The sequence below is a fragment of the Microcoleus sp. PH2017_05_CCC_O_A genome, from assembly GCF_020738785.1.
In the GTDB taxonomy this organism is placed as follows: Bacteria; Cyanobacteriota; Cyanobacteriia; order Cyanobacteriales; family Microcoleaceae; genus Microcoleus.
Genome location: NZ_JAEQCB010000051.1, coordinates 32,449 through 51,631, shown reverse-complemented (window position 1 = coordinate 51,631; position 19,183 = coordinate 32,449). Strand labels below are relative to the sequence as shown.

The following is a 19,183-nucleotide window of genomic DNA, read 5'->3' as shown; positions in this document are numbered from 1 at the left end:
TACAAGCCCTGAATTATGTGATAATTTATGGCATTTTTTGAACAGCACAAATCTGCGATCGCCCTTTCTTCAGGATAATTGGCAATATAATCGCTCAGCCATAAATTATTTATTTACAGATTTGGCTAAATTTTATCGCCTCTTCAGGATAGGAAGCAAAGTAATCTTCCAACCACAAGCAACCTTGACTAATAGAACGATCTAAATCAAGTTCTAAGTTCCACAACTTGATAGTATTGTCAAGCCCAGCAGAAGCCAGTGTTTTACCATCGAGACTAAACATAACGCTATTAACGCTACCGAGATGCCCTTCTAACGTGGAAATTTCCATACCATTTTCTATATTCCACAGCCTCACAGTACCCTCCTCACTAGATGAAGCTAAAATCTTGCCATCAGGACTGAAACTGATATTAGTTACACCCGATAAATGTCCTTTGAGAGTGAACAATAAGCTGCCATTTTCGGCATTCCATAGTTTGACGATACTGTCCGAACCAGCAGAAGCTAAAATTTTACCATTGGGACTAAAACTAATGGTATTTGCCCAACCACTATGGGCTGGAAAAGCCTGCATCAAAGTAGCTGTTTTTAAATTTAATAGCATTATATCACCGTCAGAACAAGCCACAGCTAAAGCTTTTCCATCGGGACTAAAACTTAAATCGGTGACAATACTACGAGGTTCTTTAAAGGTTTTTAGCAACCTACCATCTGCTACATTCCAAAGCTTTACCGTACTATCAGAACTGCCAGAAACAAAGGTCTTCCCATCTGGACTAAAGCGAACTCTCCTGACCCAAGCACGATGACCGTTGAGAGTTTTTAGCAATCTACCATCTTGCACATTCCACAACTTTACTGTTTTGTCATCACCGCCGGAAGCTAACATATTACCATTGGGACTAAAACTAACACTTAACACCCGACCTTGATGACCGTTAAGAGTTTTGAGTAAAGTACCATTTTTGCTATTCCACAGCTTTATTTTAAAATCGTCGCTACCGGAAGCCAACGTATTACCATCGGGACTAAAACTTACAGATTGAACATTAGTGCTATTTCCTTTAATAGTTTGCGGTTCCCTAACCTCTAAATTCCACAGCTTGATTGCACTATCAAAACTTCCAGAAACCAGAGTTTTGCCATCTGGACTAAAACCGATACTCTCAATTCTCCCGCGATGTCCTTTGAGAAGTTGCGGTTCAATTCTATTGTCGTTTATATCGTCTAAATTCCACAACTTTACGGTACTATCGGAACTAATAGTAGCTAGAGTTTTGCCATCAGGACTAAAAATCGCACTCCAGACAGCCCTGCGATGAGTTGGGAGGTTTTGTAGCAAAGTTCCATCGGATACATTCCACAGTTTGACTAGGCCTTCTTGATCGGTAGAAGCTAAGGTTTTACCATCGGGACTAAAACTGACACTTCTGGTATTACTTTTATGATCTTTCAGAGTATTTATGATAGTTCCATCGCCAATATTCCACAGCCTCACGGTTGTATCGAAACTTGCAGAAGCGAGAGTTTTACCATCGGGACTAAAACTAATATGAGTAACGATATTGGTATGTCCTTTCAGAGTTTTTAATAATGTAGCGTCGGCTGTTTTCCACAAATTAATAAAACCAGCGGAACTACAGGAAGCGAGAATTTGACCATCAGGACTAAAACTAACAGTTCTTACCCAGCTATGATGAGCCTTAATAGTTTTAATTAAAGTGCTGCGCGTTACATCCCACAACTTGACCGTACCATCTTCACTGCCAGAAGCCAAAATCTTGCCATTAGGATGAAAACTCACACTCGTAACTCTACCAGTATGTCCTGTCAGGGTTGATATCAATGTCGCTGGTTTGGCATTCCACAGTTTTACCGTACCATCCTCGCTAGCAGAAGCAAAAATTTTGCTATCGGGACTGAAAGTTACGCTTCTGATAGCGCCACGATGACCGATCGCGCGATCGCGTTCTCTGACATGATATATTGCTTGTTGCAGGGTTCTCATTACCTGCATCTGTGTATCTTTGGTAGCTGATGGTTCTAATTCTTTCATCTTTTGTGCTGCTTGTAATGCTGTCAGCAGTGCTGCAAAAGGATCGGAAACTAAAGCTACTTTAGAGAATGAAGTTTGTAGCACTACTTGTTGTTCTGCTAGTTCCTGTTGGGCTTTTTTTACTTGTAATTGGATCGAGATTGCTGTGATGATAGAAACTGCCAGAACTATAGAACCGATAGCCATAATCCGGGTAGCCCTCCGCTGGGCTTGAGTTAATTTTACTTTTGCTTGTTGTTGAGCTGAAACTAAAGTATCATTCGCCTTTGCTAATATCTGACCTTCTTCTTCTTGAATGGCTAAAGCTAATTTAAATTCTCGTTTTTCCAAATCTTGAGATGTTGCTAAAAAGCGGTAATCGAGATAACTCAAATTTTTATCGATCGACCATTCCAGAGCCTCTTGCAGCGCATTTCCCCGCAGCAGCCGCGAATTATCCTCAAAATTAGCAGCAGCCCAAGCATTAAAACTTTCCGCATAAGGCCGCAGCTTGCCTAACTGTTTTTCCACCCATTCCAGATTGAAAACTTCGGCATAAATTCGGTTGTAAACTTTTAATCTTCCCTGCTGTTGCACCACTAAACCTGACAGTCGCAATTCGGTTTGTTCGGGACTGCCATCGGTAATAACCCCCCCCAGCCCCCCCTTGGTAAGGGGGGGAGCAAGAACAGAATTTAGCTCACCCATTCCTAGGGGAGATATAGCGGTATTTAGCCCCCCCTTAGCAAGGGGGGGTTGGGGGGGGTTAGCCGATTCCAAAACTTGCTGGTAAAGCCCCAATAACTGTCCGGCTTTTTGCTGATTTCTCAGAATGCGATCGCGAATTGTCTTCAAATGTTCGGGTTCATCCTGGGATTCCCAATTATCCACAATCCGCAACTGCACCACCTGTTCAACCGATCGCGAATTACCCAATGCTGATTCCTCCAACACCAACTTACACAGCTTTTGCGTCAGAAAAGGTTGTCCGCCCGTCCAATTTAATATCTCAGCAATAACGCTTTCAGAATTTACAACCCGCCCCCGCCAACCATCAATCAAAGGCTGCACTTCATCAATTTTAAAACCGCCCAAATTTATCGCCTTACCAATATTAAAAGGAGTTTGAGTTTTATCCGCAATCAAATCCGAAGGAGTTGCCACACCCAACAGCGCAAAAGTCAACCTGCTGTATAGAGGATTGTCAACCCTTTGATTGTAAAACCAGCGGATCAGAGCAAAAAACTCATCTGCCGAAAAATTCATGCTCAATACTCGATCGATCTCGTCAATGAAAATAACTATATTTTGTTCTATCTCAACTAAAACCACTTCTTCAATAAACAAACTAAACCGCTGGAGTGGCGATAACAAATCCCGGCGTTCTCGCCACCAATTTCGCCAATTAATTTTATCACCTAACTGACAGCTACTGACCAAAGAATTGATCATTCCCGCATACCATTTTTCGGGAGTTACATCTTCCTTACCAATCCCAGTTAAATCGATAAAAGCACAAACAGTACCGACCGCTTGCAGCCTTCGCATCGCCCGTACCCGCAAACTAGATTTACCCATTTGGCGCGAGTTCAAAACATAACAAAACTCACCAACTTTCAAGCATTCGTAAAAGTCCAAGTCTGCTTGGCGCGTGACGTAACACGACGCATCTGCTGGGAGACTCCCGCCAATCTGATATTCATAACTAACTGGAAATTCTCTGGTCATTGCTTGTACCCAAATCTAAATTTGATTGTACGATCGCAAACTTGACTATGTAGAGATTTAGCAAAAAACCTGACTTTTACTGATTTGCGATCGGGCTGTACCTGATTTTTTCCTATAAATTCACAACCGAAAGCTATTTGTCAGTTCCTATAACACCTGATTATATCACCATTGCGGTTCATGATTTTTAGCAACAAACTGATAACAGGAAGCAAAAGGTGCAGCAAACAAAATACAAACGCCGATTGCTTCCGCAAACTTAAACAATAGTCAAAAATAGGAACTACTCCCATGACAGCACTTAGAACGATCGCCGATGCTAACATTTCTACCGCTACATTCGGTTTAATTGAAGACTTGACCGATGTTCCCTGGACAGACCCCGATGGCGAACCTAAGCCTAACAAACCCCGTTTTATTGAAGACTTGACCGATGTTCCTCGGACAGACCCCGATGATAATTTAATGCTAGAAACACGTGAAGTAATCGCCTCTGACCGTCACTTTACTAACAGCTTGTTTGGTAGCATCGATAAAATAGGTGGCTTACCCAATGACAACATAAATGGAACACCAGGAAATGATTACCTAGTAGGAAATGATGACAATCAGGTTAGTGATGCCATCTTTGGTGGTCGCGGTGCAGATACACTCAAAGGTCTTGATGGTGACGACTTCCTGTTTGGCGGTAGTGGTAAAGATCAGCTTTATGGCGGTCGCGGTTCCGATTGGTTGGAAGGCAATAGTGGGAATGACATTCTCGTTGGTCACACCAACGATCAAGGAAAATATGATTCTTATGAAGTCGATACCTTAATTGGTGGTTCGGGAGCCGATCAATTCTCGCTAGTTATGAACGGGGGGCCAGACCCTAAACTTCCTTACTTAGATGGTCTGGGCGAGACTGCTTATGCGATTATTTGGGACTTTAAGAAAGCAGATGGAGATGCAATTTTGATGCTGGGTAAAAAGCAAGATTACGAATTTGTGTCTGGCCAATACGGTTATGGAAATCAGTCAATCGATGATACAAGAATATTTTATCAAGGTGACATGATTGCCGTGGTTTCAGATAACATGGCTGCGGATTTAACCCTCTCCTTCGTCTAATTCTATCTCTAGGGTAACTGGTTCGCAGGTTCTGTCTGGGAACCGATATCCAGAGTCTCTGCCTCGAAGAGCGATCGGGAAAATAAGGTGGCAATTCCCAAGACACGGCAATCTTCTACAAGGGTGATTTGATTGGTGTTATGCAAGACCAAAATATTACCAAACTTAACCTAAATCAGGTGTTTATCTCCGCATCTAATACGCTCTAATACCTAATTTTATTACCCAACAACATTACTTGGAGAATCATCATGGATAACAACATTCAAAACCAAAGCCTCTCAGTTGTACGGCCTGTAACATCCATCGTCCTTGCCACCTTGATGGCAGTATCTTTTTGTTCCACAATGGCAATTTTAGGTAAGACTTCTCAAGTTTTGGCTAACCCCTTAAAATCACAACAGGTTAATCACCTTCAAATCAATGAAGTAATTACTTCCCCATCTTCGATTGTCGGTAACTGGAAAGGGAGTCTTTATTCTCAAGGTGATGATGTAGTAACTTCTGTTGAAATGCTTATCAAACAGGGAGCAAACCAGCAAGGAACATGGAAATTTATAGGAGAAAATAATACTCCTTTTGAAAGTGGTGCAGTAGTTGCTTCTTTGAGTCCTAATAATGCAACTTTGGAATTCAAGCAAGAAAACAAAAAACCTAGTTGGTTTTTCAAATGCAAACTTCAAAACAATACCAAGCTTTCTTGCGAAAAGGTTGGTAATACATTGACTAAGCTCACTTTGAAAAAGATTTAGCTTAACTCGCGAGAAGCCCTACGTCTCACCGAAAGGTGAGCGTGTTTTCTTTAACCTAAAACACGGCAGAAATACTCGCGGTACAAATTGCAACGCGGCAGGACATAATTGTTTTGCCGCCGCACAATTCCCATACTGTGCAATTTGTAAATTTGCATGGAATCTAATTCAACTGGTTCTGCCGAATTCACAACTTTTTTCAAAGCTAAAGCTAATTCGGGATTGTGTTGCAGGATTTCCAAATGCTTGCGTAAATGATTGCTGTAGATTCCTGATTCTGAAGCAGCATTTTTTAATAGCTGGGTTAAGGTAATGTTGCCACAGCTAATCTCATACATTGCCAATCTGACTAAATAAGGATGTCCGCCGATCGCACAAATCAACTCTCCCAACTGCCCTTCATCCCAATCCAAGCCGTGCAACCGCGCTAAATCGTGAATTTTCTGGCTGTCAAACTCCTGCAACTCCACGGGAACCCCCGCATTAAACGGAGATTGATTCATGTCCAAAGGAATATAAACTTCGGTAGAATGCGCCATTACCAACCGCAGTTTTTGCCAGATATCCGAAATCTTGGCTTTTTCGTGCCAACTTCGCAGCATCCCCAGAAAGTCTTCCACTACTTCAGTGTAGCCAAATAGGCGATCGACTTCATCCAATCCTTCGTTTAATTTGTTTTCTAATTTTAACTGTCGGCTGACCATCAAACACAACCAGCGCAGAAACTTATCAAGATTTGTTAATATTCCTCGGTCTGCTGCGCTAAAATCTAAATAAACTGCGTGATATTTTTCCAGTTTTGCATGAGCTAAGATGCGGTTCATCAGTGAAGTTTTGCCCATCATTTCCGGTGCTTTAATCCGAATCAGCGAACCGGGTTTGAGAACTGTTTCGTCGCAGAGTGATTCGATGCTGGAACATTTGATATAAAAAGGCGAATCTAAGGCTACTGAACCTTCGGGAAAATGCAAATTTACCGCAGTTGGTAATGTTTGTAAAGGTGGATTTGTCTGAACAGATTGACTACATTCTGATTCAGAAGCTCTTCTTAGAGCTTCTTTGAAATTTTTCTTGGTAATTTTTTCTCCCAAAGCTTCGGAAAGCTTATGCCACAATTTGTTGCCGACATCTTTGTTGAGGTATTCAGCACTGTAGCCGTAAGTTGTGGCGATTTCATCGTAACTTTTGCCTTCCCAAGAACCTTGCAGGACTTTCATTTCGATGTCGCTGAGATATTTGCCGGTGTTTTGGGCAAAAATGCGATCGGCAGATTCTTTGGTTTTGTTCCAAGAGAATTCTAATTCTGATTTCATGGGCTGGACACGGGTAATTAAATATACACGTAAGTATGCAGACTATGGCAAGAGAGGAGTTGTTCCTCTATCGGGAAATCACCCTGACTTTTCCCTATTTTAACTGATTAACTTTGGTTTTTACTGTAAATCAGTGGTGCCGGCCATATTTGTGTTTATTTAAACACCTGATTTTATTCCCATTGTCGGTTCTTTGACGAGAGGAGAAACTAAATACATCAAGCCAGTTAGTTGAGTCTTTCTCATTCTTGCACTAATTGGAAAACCACAAGGAGCAACAAAAATGTCCTCACTTATCAAAGGTACTGACTACGACGACAACAACACTGTCAACGGCGACGGTCAACTCCATAAATCGTTAGTGGGAGATGATTGGACAATCGACGGTCAAGGTCAAATTCAGATTTCAAATGATATAATCTACGGCTATAAAGGCGATGATATCTTGTCAGGTCGCGGGGGAGATGACATCCTCTACGGTGGCTTCGGGGGGGATAAGCTAGATGGCGGCGCGGGTAATGATAAATTATACGGCGAAGCTGGCGAGGATTTCCTGTATGGAGGTAGTGGCAAAGATACACTGTCTGGCGGCCTTCACAACGATTATCTATTCGGAGGAAGCGGCAAAGATTATCTAATCGGCGGCGACGGTAACGATTACCTTGACGGTGCTAATTTTTCGGGTGCTGGTAACGGTATCGGCGCAGGTAGTGAATCCGATTCTCTCGCCGGCGGCGCGGGTGCGGACACATTTGTACTCGGTAATGTTAATAATGTTTACTATCTCGGCACTGGCTACGCTACGATTACGGATTTTACGTTAGGTACTGATAAAATCCAAATTAAAGGCAATCTAGCAGACGGCTATTCGCTGAAAGCTGGCGATTGGAGCAATAACAAGGTTCAAGATACTGGTATCTTCTACAAGGACAATTTGATTGGTGTTGTTTTAGAGACAAACTTAACTAATGTTAACCCGAATCAAGTATTCTTGTCCGCGCCTCCAATCCCTCAATAGTCTTAAGCTTGGGTGCATCTGGTTTTTGAAGCCTGAAGAAGCATGACCGCATATAAGTTATTAGTTATGATCTGATATTTACTGCGGTCATGCTTCGCCCCTACCAGACACATTTGCCACTCTGAAATGCACGCTTAAGCTTCGCTACCTCAGGGCGAAAATTGAGGATTTCTCACTATTTTAAAATAGGAGTTTTTATGATGAAAATTGCGGACGATCGACCGAAATACCACCGACTTTTCTACACAACTTTGATATTAATTTCAGCTATCCTTTTAGGAGGATTGGGAAAGGTTTTCGAGTCCAACAACAACATAGCTTTGGCCCAAGAAAGCATCCCCGTTAGCGGTAGCGGCGACGCACAACTCCAGCCAATTGTACAATCGCTGACAGAATTTATGCGCCACCGCTGCGTCGGTGCCGCCGTACTCGGTGTTTCTGTTAAAGGTAAGCCCGTGGGTGTTTGGGGTTTGGGGCGCATGAAAGACCGATCGACCAATAACTCAAATCCGGCTTGCGGTGACGATATGCAGACCCCTCTAAGTGCGATCGTACCCGCAGATACCCCCATGCGGATCGGCAGTATCAGCAAGCCTGTTACCTTTGCCATGGTGCGCTGGGCGCTAAAACAGACGGCGCGCGATCGGGCAAATTTAGAACTGACTGACGACCAAATTGAAGGGATGAAATTGTTCGACCCCCAACATTATCCGCCGCTAATTCCCGGTTTGAACAAGCAATATCCAATAGCGATTATCCCGGAAAAATTGCACGCGGCATTTTCGGGAAAAGTCAAATTTCCAGTTGCTATTAAAGACAGTAATTGTGGCAATCTTAACTCAGGATTTGCAGACAAACAGTGGCAAAACGTCACCCTCGGAAATTTATTATCCCATCGCTCGGGACTTCAGCGGAGCGCGCCCAGATACGGTGAAGATATGACGGCAAATTTGCCAGTGCTGCGAAATCTGAAAACCCCAGCAGATTTTAAATCCCAAGAACAGCTACTTGTCAATGAATGGGGGAACAAATCTGTCAGTTCTGCTAAAAATCAACTCGGCATCTCTGCTAATGCAGGCTATTTTTTGCCTAGTCCTAATTTAGAAGAAACTATGATGGTTTTGGCTGGGCGATGCCTTCAGTATCCTCTCGGTCAATATCATTATTCCAATACCAGTCCGGCATTTCCTACGATTATTTTGCAGCAGTTGGTAGCTTCCGGCAGATTTGCTGCTAAAACGGGTAAACTAGAAACTCATCAAGGCTCTGCTTTGGAGGTTTTCTTCAAAACCGAGTTGGGAATTCCTACTACGGCTACCAAGGGAATTTTCATGAGCCAAGGAGTAGAAAATTTTGGCGATCGCGAGCCGGAAAAACGCCACTGGAACGGCAAAAATTACTACGGTAAGGGATGGGATTTGAAGCGACCGCACTGTATTTGGAATGGTAATTTTTGCGACTTTTCTAGCTGGATAAATCCGCAGCCAGGGAAGATTAACTGGTCTTGGAATTTAAGCCAGGTTCCTTTTTCCCGAAGAAGTACAGATTTGAGTCCAGGAACTGGTTCGCTTGCTGCGGAAGCTGGAGTTTTTCTCAAATTCATGTCACAATATTGGGTGGGCGGTTATGAAAACAATCCGCGCATTGGGGAAAGGCGAAATAATGTTTGGAATCGATATACTGCTCATAACGGAGCGCTCGATGGTACTGAGGCTTGGGCAATTCAGTTAGGGGGAAGTAACAATCCGAAAGAGTGGAAATTGCCGCCTGTGGACGATAAAGGTCGCATCCTTGATGATTTTGCTAATTTGCAGATGTATGCGGGTTTGTTGCCGGATGGAGTTGATATTTTTGTGGCTGTGAATCAGAGGGCTGATAAGAAGTGTGTTGAGGCTAAAGGTTACAATTGCGGGGATGCTTACGGGCTTTTGAATAATTTTATTTTGTACGGTGCTTCACGGGTAAATTGGAATATGGTTGCACCGACTGCTGTTGTCAAATAATATTGATAAGTCAACGGCAGATGCGAGGCAGATAAACACAGATAAACGCAGATTGTTCGTAGGGTGCCTCTCCCTTCTTTAATCCCATAATTCAATCAATTATCTAGCAAGCGATGCACCTCATACATGGGAATTGTGTCAGGTGCATCGCTATCAAATTGTCGGTCTTGATGCAAAGATTGTTGGTGGCGACGCACCCTACAAATACTGTCAACTGTGAACTGAATGAAGGTAAAGTTAAGACTCAGTTTAAATATGAGTTTTTGAACAAGCCCATGAATTTCCGCTTCCTACTGTGTACTTCCATGAGTTGAGCGCGATAAGCAGACCATTCAACATTTCGCCCAGTTTGTATATAGGCAGCACGGGCTTTTTCTAGCCACTCGATCGCACTATCGTACTCGGCTGATTTCATTTGATTTAGAATCGATTCAGCGCGGCGACTAGCATTGACGATTACCCAATCGGGGCGATGGGAAATTGCCGCCACCATCACTCGATGAACCAGTTGTGAACCGTAGGATGTGTCAACAAGGGCGATCGCCTCTTCAATCAGTTTCTCATGCAGAAAAATATCCACCTTCGCTTCGGTAGAATTGTAGCTTTGAGTGGCTCTTAAAATTGCCAATAAATCTGCTTTCAAAGTTGACAAATTATCTCCTGATAACTCCTGCAATGAAAGATAATCATTCAAGGAAGGTTGAATTTCAAAAACTTTCATTTTAGCCTTAAACGCAGCTTCTTTTTCTCCCAATTCATCGGCTAATTCACTCATACAAACTGCCAGTTCGTAGGTAGAATTTCCGGGTAAATTTAACCCAAGTTGACAAACTTTTAGAGCTTCTTCTGAGTTGCCGTCTTCTTGTAAGGTTTGAACTAGAGCAAAAGCTTCTTCCACTGATGTCATGTCGGTTGCGGCAGCTTTCACAGCTTCTTCTATTCTCCCCAAACGAGCTAACATTGTCAGATATTGTTGAATGCAGCCTTCTGCTTTGGCTAAGTATAAGTATTCTTTGTCGCGATTCTGCCGATCGAGAATTTGCAATCTAGTCAAGGTTAAGTCATGAGCATAATCTGGTGCGTCAACATCCCAAATTCCTTGTCCAGTAAGGTTTCCTTCTAGTATCTGCTGGAGTGGCGGGTAGTCCCAACCTTGCCGTAAAGCTTCCAAGCTCATACTGAAATCACAATCCCATTCATCTTTCCAACCTTCTAACATCACCTCGAAATCTATTTCTTCTTCAGCAGTTAGCTCAGCCGTCAAAATGGCTTCTGTCCAAGCTTCATCCAAAGCATTAGTGATTTCATAACTTTCACAACCATATTCTGCTACGTCATCCCAATCATCAACACAACCTGAGGTAATGGCTTCTAAAATTACTAAAGCATTTTTGCCGTCTCCATGTTCGCTGAATTCCTGGGCTTGCTGAATCAGTTCTAAAATTTCTTCTGTAATCGGGTCTTCTTCATCATAAGCATATTCATCCTCCCAATGATTCTGAGCTTGTCGGAAAATTTCTCGCACTTGTCGCCGAAAAGGAGCAGGATCGATCGCACTTCGCCGATGTGTTGTCGCCAGTTGGTTTGTCGGCCCAGACACAGCGTTTGAGTTGACGTATAGTTCGATCGCACTTATCAGCGACGGTTCGTTGTCCACTAAATGCTCTAATAACTCATAGATTTGGGCGTCATTGAGGCGAGAGAGCAACTCTTCCAGCGTTTCGCCCCGTTCAATTTTTTCTGGTTCTCGCAGGCACAAAAACAGCGTAGCGATAATGTGTTTGCACCATCCATCGCCATCGTAAGGACAAGTGCAGAATACTCCAGATGTTAATCCGGCATGAGTAAAGGGCAAGGTAACATCGTAAGGTTCAACTTGAGAACCGTATACTTTTGCTTGCACCATATGGCCGCGGAGAACTGCGCTAGCAACATTGCCACCGAGATAGTAATCTTCGGCTCGGTTGAGCGATCGCTCAGAACTGTTATTCTTGATAATCGTTTCACTAAGTTTGGGAATTGGCATCACACCAGACCTCAGCAATTAAAGGATTAGACTCGATTTTACTTCAGAAATGCACTTGGTCTACGATATGTAGTCTGCTCTACAAACAGCAGCGGGCATTAAAACTGAACCCTCAAGTGTCAACTGTTAACTGTCAATTTTTTAAGATTCTTTAATATGAATTTCAAAGCAGGGGAAGTAAACATTATCCAGTCTACTGTGCAAACAGCAGCGGAAAATAAAACTGAACCCTCAACCCTCAACTCTCAACTGTCAACTGTTTAAAATTATTCGATATTCTTGAGTTTGGATGCCAGCTAGTCCAAAGGCAGCGCTAAGATGGTTAAGCACTGTTTTGCACTACTCTCATGTCCCAACGCGCCAAAACCTCACACAGCCAGCCAAGTGCATCCGACAACGGGCATCATGTGATGACTTCTAACTCCAACAGCCAAAATACGATTCGGATTCGCGGTGCGAGACAGCACAACCTTAAGAATATCGATCTGGAACTGCCGCGCGATCGACTGATAGTTTTTACCGGTGTCTCCGGTTCCGGTAAGTCTTCCCTGGCTTTCGATACAATTTTTGCCGAGGGACAGCGCCGCTACGTGGAGTCTCTCAGCGCCTACGCCCGCCAGTTTTTGGGACAGTTGGATAAGCCGGATGTCGATGCGATAGAGGGGTTGAGCCCTGCTATTTCGATCGACCAAAAGTCAACTTCGCACAACCCGCGATCGACTGTCGGCACTGTTACAGAAATTTACGATTATCTTAGATTGCTCTACGGCAGAGCTGGCGAACCGCACTGTCCGATTTGCGATCGCTGCATTGCGCCGCAGACAATTGATGAAATGTGCGATCGAGTTATGGCACTTCCAGACGGTACTCGCTTTCACCTTCTGGCCCCAGTTGTGCGCGGAAAAAAAGGCACTCACCGCAAATTATTGTCGAGTTTAGCTTCCGAAGGATTTATTCGCGTCAAAGTTAACGGAGAAATTTTAGAACTTTCGGAAAATATCGAATTAGATAAAAATCATATCCACAATATCGAGATAGTTGTCGATCGGTTAGTTAAAAAACCGGGTTTAGAAGAGCGTTTAGTGGATTCTCTGGCAACTTGTTTGCGACATTCTGAGGGAATTGCGATCGTAGAAGAGTTACCGCCTGACGAAAATTCTGAACCAGCCAATGGGCCGATCGTATTTTCGGAGAACTTTGCTTGTCCCGAACACGGCGCGGTGATGGAAGAACTTTCGCCCCGGTTGTTTTCGTTTAATTCGCCCTACGGCGCTTGTCCCAACTGTCACGGTTTGGGGAGTTTGCGGACTTTTGCACCGGAGTTAGTCATTCCTGATGAGAAAGCACCTCTTTATTGTGCGATCGCCCCTTGGTCAGACAAAGACAACTCCTATTATCTCTCTTTGCTGTGCAGCGTTGCCGATAGTTGCGGGTTTGATATCGACACTCCTTGGTTCCGCTTGAGGCCCGAACACCAGCGAGTGATTTTGTACGGTAATGAGTCAAAACAAACCGCAGAAAGCAAGAAGCGAGACAGCAACGCCAGCGATTTGAGGAGAGATTTTAAGGGCGTAATTTCCATGTTGCAGCGCCAGTACGACGATACAGGTTCTGATTTGATCAAACAGAAGCTGGAACAGTATCGAGTCGATCGCTCTTGCGATTGTTGTCACGGCAAACGCTTGAAACCAGAGGCGCTGTCTGTACGGTTAGGAAACTATGGAATTGTGGATTTGACGGGGATTTCGATTCGCGAATGTCGGGAACGAGTCAATAATTTGGGATTGAGCGATCGGCAATTTCAAATATCCGATTTAGCCCTCAGAGAAATCAAAGCAAGATTGCAATTTTTGCTCGATGTCGGATTAGATTACCTGACATTAGACCGTGCAGCCATGACACTTTCCGGCGGAGAAGCCCAGCGAATTCGCCTCGCAACTCAAATCGGTTCCGGTTTGACCGGCGTCCTCTACGTTTTAGATGAACCCAGCATCGGACTGCACCAAAGAGACAACTTTCGCCTGCTGCAAACCTTAACAAAATTGCGCGATTTAGGCAATACTTTGATTGTCGTAGAACACGATGAAGAAACCATGCGCGCCGCCGATCACATTGTCGATATCGGCCCCGGCGCAGGCGTTCACGGCGGCAAAATCATCTCGCAAGGAAGTTTAGAAAACTTGCTAGCGGCCGAAGAATCTTTGACTGGTGCTTATCTGTCGGGAAAACGAGTAATTGAAACTCCCAATGAAAGGAGAAAAGGCAACGGCAAAGCTCTCTCGCTCAAAAATGCGAGTCGCAACAATTTAAAAAACGTCGATGTGGAAATTCCCCTGGGAAAACTTGTCTGCGTGACAGGTGTTTCCGGTTCTGGAAAATCAACTTTAATCAATGAATTGCTCTATCCGTCACTGCAACACTATCTGACCAAAAAAGTTCCTTTACCACCCGATATGGACGCCCTAAAAACCAAGGGCGAACGCTCTCTAGATGATGTGGTTGATAAGGTCATTGTCATCGATCAATCTCCCATCGGCCGCACTCCGCGTTCCAATCCCGCTACCTACACGGGAGTCTTTGATGTGATTCGGGATTTGTTTTCCGAAAGCATTGAAGCGAAGGCAAGAGGTTACAAAGCCGGGCAGTTTTCTTTTAACGTGAAAGGGGGAAGGTGCGAAGCTTGTGGCGGCCAAGGCGTGAACGTGATTTCGATGAATTTTCTGCCGGATGTTTACGTACAGTGCGAGGTTTGTAAAGGTGCGCGGTACAACCGGGAAACGCTGCAAGTGAAGTATAAAGGCAAGTCAATTTCTGATGTTTTGAACATGACTGTGGAGGAAGCTTCGGAAATGTTTAAAAATATTCCGAGGGCGGGCGCCAGACTGGAAACGTTAGTGGATGTTGGCTTGGGTTACATTCAGTTGGGACAGCCTGCGCCGACGCTTTCTGGCGGGGAAGCGCAGCGGGTGAAGTTGGCTACGGAACTGTCGCGTCGCGCTACTGGGAAGACGCTTTATTTGATTGATGAACCCACGACTGGCTTGTCGTTTTATGACGTTCACCACTTACTCAATGTGCTGCAAAGATTGGTGGATAAGGGTAATTCAATTTTGGTCATCGAACACAATTTGGACGTGATTCGGTGCTGCGATTGGGCGATCGATTTGGGGCCAGAAGGGGGAGATAAGGGAGGGGAAATTATTGTGGCGGGGACGCCGGAGGATGTGGCGGCAAATCCTCGTTCTTATACTGGGAAATATTTGAAAGCTGTTTTAGAGCAGCATCCTTTAGGGAGTGCTGTAGCTGTTAGCTAATACTCGGTCAGGATAGATATTGTAGGGTGCGTCAGCGATTAGCCTAATTTTCAGGTGGAGAGGCAGAAGTGGCTGACGCACCCTACTGCTACCCACTCAGGAACGATTTTGCGTCATTTGAGGTGCATCGTTGAGCGATTTACCCCGGATTATTGAGCGGATACACTTCTGGCTATGTTAAGAAGTGCGGAATGTAGGTCATAAATCTTTATATTTTAGAGCCTTACAATAAAATAATATTAAAAGGAATACTATAAAGCAGAGAGCGATCGCTCAAATCACAAAGGAAGAACCTATATTTGATCTGGCAATCGCAATTTTCGATATAGTTCATCAATCAATAAATTGAAATATCCACCATTAAATCATCTTTAAGGAGTCGTAAATGACTACAACTTTTTCGCGTCTAGAACTTCAGAAAATTGCCGAGGATCACAGATTGTTTTTATGGTCTATCCTCGCCTTGATAGTTATTAACCTATTTCATGTTTCTTTACAAAATCAAGCTATAAATCTACAACCTATACGTTTACTCGCACATTTTGCAGCAACAGGATTTCGGATATTTGCGCTATACAAGCTGGTAAGATCCCTCAAGCTTTCTGCATGGATAATTTGGCTTATTGTTGGTTCACTTGTGCCAATTCTGAGTCTACTGGTACACGATAAAGCAATGAAAGCAATGAAATCTGCTGGCATAAAAGTCGGATTCATGGGAGTCGATCCAAGCTCTATCTAATATGCTGTTGTAGTCTAACAATTGTGGTGTACCGTACTGGCGAGAAATTCTGATACATTACGAGGTAGTTTGCAGCAGATTAAGCAAACAGTTATCTCGTTTCGTTTCTGAGTTATGACAGTACAAAGCATTGAAAAAACCTTTCAACTCATCCTACAAAAAACCATTCCGACAACAGCACAATAAACTGAGAGCAACCCCCTTTAAACCCAGTTAACCCAGGGTGGATTAATTGTCAGAGGGGGAATAGACTTCTTGCAAAAATAGTTAGGAAGTTGCTGGGAGCAACGTCCCACAAAAATCTTTTTTATTGTGGGACGTTTCTCCCAGCAGCGTCCCACAATTTGATTAAAAGGGCTTTTGCAAAAGGTCTATTGTCTAGGGCGTCGGTTCAGTATTAAAGGTTGACACAAGCGACATAGTATGTATGTTGATGTAGACCTTGGCAGGGCTCTCGTAGACCTTGGCAGGGCTCTCGCATGAGGACAAAAAAATGGTTGGCGATCGCGATCTACTGTCACCCTCATCCTTCGCCCTACATAATACATATTTCGTTATTTTTGTCAAAATATTCTACTGTACCGGCGCCCTAGGGCGACTTTTGCTCTCATGGTATAAGTTAGCCTAATTCAAATACTGAATATTTTCCGGTACCGAACTAAAAAATTTCCATTCTCCATTTGATTTGCGTAACGTATGTAATATTATCATCTTATTATCTCTGAAAGTTGAAGATGACCCGTCAATCTTTGTGGTTGTTTGTTCGATTCTTACTTTGGCTTCGTTTCCTGAAATTCCCACAATTTCAATTTTTGTTGGTTCGTACTTTAAATTTCTTTTGAAGACTTCTGCAATTGTAATTATTGTTGGTTGAAAACCAGGAGAGTTTGGATCTACTGTCGCCATATAGGATTCAGGATTTCTTTCATTCAAAGCTTTGAACTGCCGATCGATTAATAATTTGATTGCTGCTTGATCGCTGGTGTTATCAGCTAGAATCTCTGTTGAGGTTATGAGTATAGGTGTAGTTAATTGATTGTTGCTTAATTTCGAGTCAATGTTAGGCACTTGGCCGCGGTCAATGTTGGTGGTATAACTGCTAAGGAATAAGCCTAAGATAACGGTAGGCAATGCTTTGTTTAAAGCTTGAACGTTCAAAAGTGACATGGTAAATATAACCGATAAATTTATAATTCTACGCTAGCATCTACAGCATCTCATGTCAATTTTAATTAGTTAACTATCTTGAATCGTGGGAGACATTGTCATATTTTCTGCTTGTTTTTGCATGAATTCAATGTCCGATCGCAACCAAGTGCGCGGCCCGCTGCACTGATGAGCAATTAACAGCCCCCACAGTCCTTTTTTGGTTAAAATTGGCACGACTAAATTGGCGCGAACCTTCAGGCTACGCAGAAACAGTCGGTGACATTGGTGGATTGGCTCTGTTTCAATATCTGTAATTGCTCTGACTCGGCCCGCTTCGTACAAAGCAGCGTATTCGTCGTTAAAACACTCGTCTGGGCCAGTAGAACCCAAGATTGACAGTTCGATCGCACTTAGCATCTCACAAGTCACTCGACCTTGCCACTGCCTGTAAAAATAATACAGTACCGCGCGATCGCTCTGCACCACTTCTCGAATGTCGTATAGGGATTTTTCAATTAATACGTCGCGCTTGAGACGTTCTGTCAAGCGGTTGACAATTGTTTGCAGGCGATCGCCAGACATGGTAATGACTCCTTAACTTCCTAGTTTTGGCTGAGCTCTGTCTTCAGTTTACCTCTATTGAAGATAGCAACTGCTAGTATAAGTTTACATCTAGAGTGAAAATTTATGTCTGTGCTAGAAGCTGCTTGGAAACACGAATTTATCGCTACAAACGGCATCAAACTGCACTGTGTCACTCAAGGTTCTGGGCCGCTGATGCTGATGCTGCACGGATTTCCTGAGTTTTGGTATTCTTGGCGCCATCAAATCCCGGAATTTGCATCAGATCGTAAAGTTGTTGCTGTGGATCTCAGGGGTTACAATGACAGCGACAAACCTAAGGATAAATCTGCTTATATGATGGCAGAATTTGTACAAGATATCAAGGGAATTATTCAAGGCTTTGGATACAAAAGCTGCGTCTTAGTTGCCCACGACTGGGGAGGCGCGATCGCCTGGAGTTTTGCTTATGCTTATCCTGAGATGGTGGATAAATTAATTGTGATGAATATACCGCATCCGGCAAAGTTTGCTGAAGGGTTGCGAACTCGCCAACAATTGCTGAAAAGTTGGTACATCTTTTTGTTTCAGTTGCCATTTTTGCCGGAATTTTTAATTAAGTTGGGCGACTATCGGGCGATCGATCGCGCTTTGCAAGGCATGGCAGTTGACAAAAGCAGCTTTACCCCCTCCGATATCCAAGCTTACAAAGATGCGGCAGCTAAACCGGGGGCTCTGACTGCTACTATCAATTATTACCGCAATATTGCTCGCGGATTTGTCGATCGCCCGCATAGAGAGATCCTCGAAGTTCCGACGTTGATGATTTGGGGCGAAAATGATCGGGCCCTCGGCAAAGAGTTAACCTACGGAACCGCAGATTACGTGCGGGATTTTCAGATTCATTACGTTCCCAATTGCAGCCACTGGGTGCATCAGGAACAGCCGCAGTTAGTCAATCGGTACATCAGAGATTTTTTGGCGAGTAAGTTCATTTAATTGGTGTTGCGGGCGATCGCATTTGAATATCAATTATAGGGAAATATTATCAATAACTTTGTGTCAACTCTTGACAAGCATCAATCCCAAATCGAAAATCGAAAATCCTCTCTTCCCCCGAATTTATCCGTGGGGTCGCCTCTAAAATCTAAAATCTAAAATCTAAAATCGATTGACTCTCAAGAGCCGCTGTCAACTCTCTACTCAACTCTGTGGCGTCTGATAGGAGTGGGGAACAATCGCCCGGAGCGCGTTAGCTTTTGCGACACGGAAAGCTTGCAGCATGGATTGGCCCAAAGATCTACTTGCACCCAAGATTCTCAAAATGCGATCGTCCGCTGGAATAATCGGACATGGCGTGAAAAATATCAATTCTCGAAAAAAATGTATCTAAAACGATATAATTTTTGACATTCCCAACCTAAAAAATTGA

General features: G+C 43.6%; 12 protein-coding genes. 7 read left to right on the top strand and 5 right to left on the bottom strand.

Going from position 1 to position 19,183, the window contains the following annotated elements:
• Positions 1 to 109: 109 nt before the first annotated feature.
• The gene (locus JGK20_RS13705; RefSeq protein WP_293230843.1) at positions 110 to 3,766 is read right to left on the bottom strand and encodes an AAA-like domain-containing protein; all 3,657 of its coding nucleotides are present in this window, start codon (positions 3,764 to 3,766) and stop codon (positions 110 to 112) included.
• A gap of 291 nt (positions 3,767 to 4,057) precedes the next feature.
• Between JGK20_RS13705 and JGK20_RS13700 the strand changes: the two genes are divergently transcribed.
• Positions 4,058 to 4,876: a hypothetical protein gene (locus JGK20_RS13700; RefSeq protein ID WP_293230840.1), complete on the top strand. Its 819-nt coding sequence runs from the start codon at positions 4,058 to 4,060 to the stop codon at positions 4,874 to 4,876.
• 251 nt (positions 4,877 to 5,127) lie between these two features.
• Entirely contained in the window at positions 5,128 to 5,628 is a 501-nt protein-coding gene (locus JGK20_RS13695; RefSeq protein ID WP_293230837.1) for a hypothetical protein, read from the top strand.
• Positions 5,629 to 5,678: 50 nt separating this feature from the next.
• Here JGK20_RS13695 and JGK20_RS13690 read toward each other — a convergent pair whose 3' ends face one another.
• Positions 5,679 to 6,941: an AAA-like domain-containing protein gene (locus tag JGK20_RS13690; RefSeq protein WP_293230834.1), complete on the bottom strand. Its 1,263-nt coding sequence runs from the start codon at positions 6,939 to 6,941 to the stop codon at positions 5,679 to 5,681.
• Between the two features lie 283 nt (positions 6,942 to 7,224).
• Here JGK20_RS13690 and JGK20_RS13685 point away from each other — a divergent pair, with 283 nt between their 5' ends.
• Positions 7,225 to 7,959 carry a calcium-binding protein gene (locus JGK20_RS13685; protein WP_293181713.1) on the top strand — a complete coding sequence of 245 codons (735 nt, stop codon included), beginning with the start codon at positions 7,225 to 7,227 and terminating at the stop codon, positions 7,957 to 7,959.
• 197 nt (positions 7,960 to 8,156) lie between these two features.
• Positions 8,157 to 9,962: a serine hydrolase gene (locus tag JGK20_RS13680; protein ID WP_293230831.1), complete on the top strand. Its 1,806-nt coding sequence runs from the start codon at positions 8,157 to 8,159 to the stop codon at positions 9,960 to 9,962.
• 244 nt (positions 9,963 to 10,206) lie between these two features.
• Here the strand turns inward: JGK20_RS13680 and JGK20_RS13675 are convergent, their stop codons facing one another.
• On the bottom strand, positions 10,207 to 11,988 hold the full coding sequence (locus JGK20_RS13675) for an SWIM zinc finger domain-containing protein (protein ID WP_293230829.1): 1,782 nt from the start codon (positions 11,986 to 11,988) through the stop codon (positions 10,207 to 10,209).
• Positions 11,989 to 12,335: 347 nt separating this feature from the next.
• On the opposite strand from JGK20_RS13675, the gene uvrA reads away from it, so the two are divergent.
• Together uvrA and JGK20_RS13665 are read left to right on the top strand one after the other, a co-directional pair.
• The gene (uvrA, locus tag JGK20_RS13670; RefSeq protein ID WP_293181710.1) at positions 12,336 to 15,302 is read left to right on the top strand and encodes an excinuclease ABC subunit UvrA; all 2,967 of its coding nucleotides are present in this window, start codon (positions 12,336 to 12,338) and stop codon (positions 15,300 to 15,302) included.
• 385 nt (positions 15,303 to 15,687) lie between these two features.
• The gene (locus JGK20_RS13665; protein ID WP_293181709.1) at positions 15,688 to 16,041 is read left to right on the top strand and encodes a hypothetical protein; all 354 of its coding nucleotides are present in this window, start codon (positions 15,688 to 15,690) and stop codon (positions 16,039 to 16,041) included.
• Between the two features lie 624 nt (positions 16,042 to 16,665).
• On the opposite strand, the gene JGK20_RS13660 is transcribed toward JGK20_RS13665, so the two are convergent.
• Together JGK20_RS13660 and JGK20_RS13655 are read right to left on the bottom strand one after the other, a co-directional pair.
• Complete coding sequence (locus JGK20_RS13660; protein ID WP_293230827.1) at positions 16,666 to 17,208, bottom strand: hypothetical protein; 543 nt, start codon at positions 17,206 to 17,208, stop codon at positions 16,666 to 16,668.
• 69 nt (positions 17,209 to 17,277) lie between these two features.
• Positions 17,278 to 17,772, bottom strand: a complete 495-nt coding sequence (locus tag JGK20_RS13655) for a GAF domain-containing protein (protein ID WP_293181707.1) — start codon at positions 17,770 to 17,772, stop codon at positions 17,278 to 17,280.
• 105 nt (positions 17,773 to 17,877) lie between these two features.
• Between JGK20_RS13655 and JGK20_RS13650 the strand changes: the two genes are divergently transcribed.
• A complete protein-coding gene (locus JGK20_RS13650) occupies positions 17,878 to 18,750 on the top strand; it encodes an alpha/beta hydrolase (RefSeq protein ID WP_293181706.1) in 873 nt (290 codons plus the stop codon).
• Positions 18,751 to 19,183 lie beyond the last annotated feature (433 nt).

Bases quoted from the DNA above. Each gene is read 5' to 3' on its own strand.
- JGK20_RS13705 (WP_293230843.1), bottom strand. From the start codon at position 3,766: ATGACCAGAGAATTTCCAGTTAGTTATGAATATCAGATTGGCGGGAGT.
- JGK20_RS13700 (WP_293230840.1), top strand. From the start codon at position 4,058: ATGACAGCACTTAGAACGATCGCCGATGCTAACATTTCTACCGCTACA.
- JGK20_RS13695 (WP_293230837.1), top strand. From the start codon at position 5,128: ATGGATAACAACATTCAAAACCAAAGCCTCTCAGTTGTACGGCCTGTA.
- JGK20_RS13690 (WP_293230834.1), bottom strand. From the start codon at position 6,941: ATGAAATCAGAATTAGAATTCTCTTGGAACAAAACCAAAGAATCTGCC.
- JGK20_RS13685 (WP_293181713.1), top strand. From the start codon at position 7,225: ATGTCCTCACTTATCAAAGGTACTGACTACGACGACAACAACACTGTC.
- JGK20_RS13680 (WP_293230831.1), top strand. From the start codon at position 8,157: ATGATGAAAATTGCGGACGATCGACCGAAATACCACCGACTTTTCTAC.
- JGK20_RS13675 (WP_293230829.1), bottom strand. From the start codon at position 11,988: ATGCCAATTCCCAAACTTAGTGAAACGATTATCAAGAATAACAGTTCT.
- uvrA (WP_293181710.1), top strand. From the start codon at position 12,336: ATGTCCCAACGCGCCAAAACCTCACACAGCCAGCCAAGTGCATCCGAC.
- JGK20_RS13665 (WP_293181709.1), top strand. From the start codon at position 15,688: ATGACTACAACTTTTTCGCGTCTAGAACTTCAGAAAATTGCCGAGGAT.
- JGK20_RS13660 (WP_293230827.1), bottom strand. From the start codon at position 17,208: ATGTCACTTTTGAACGTTCAAGCTTTAAACAAAGCATTGCCTACCGTT.
- JGK20_RS13655 (WP_293181707.1), bottom strand. From the start codon at position 17,772: ATGTCTGGCGATCGCCTGCAAACAATTGTCAACCGCTTGACAGAACGT.
- JGK20_RS13650 (WP_293181706.1), top strand. From the start codon at position 17,878: ATGTCTGTGCTAGAAGCTGCTTGGAAACACGAATTTATCGCTACAAAC.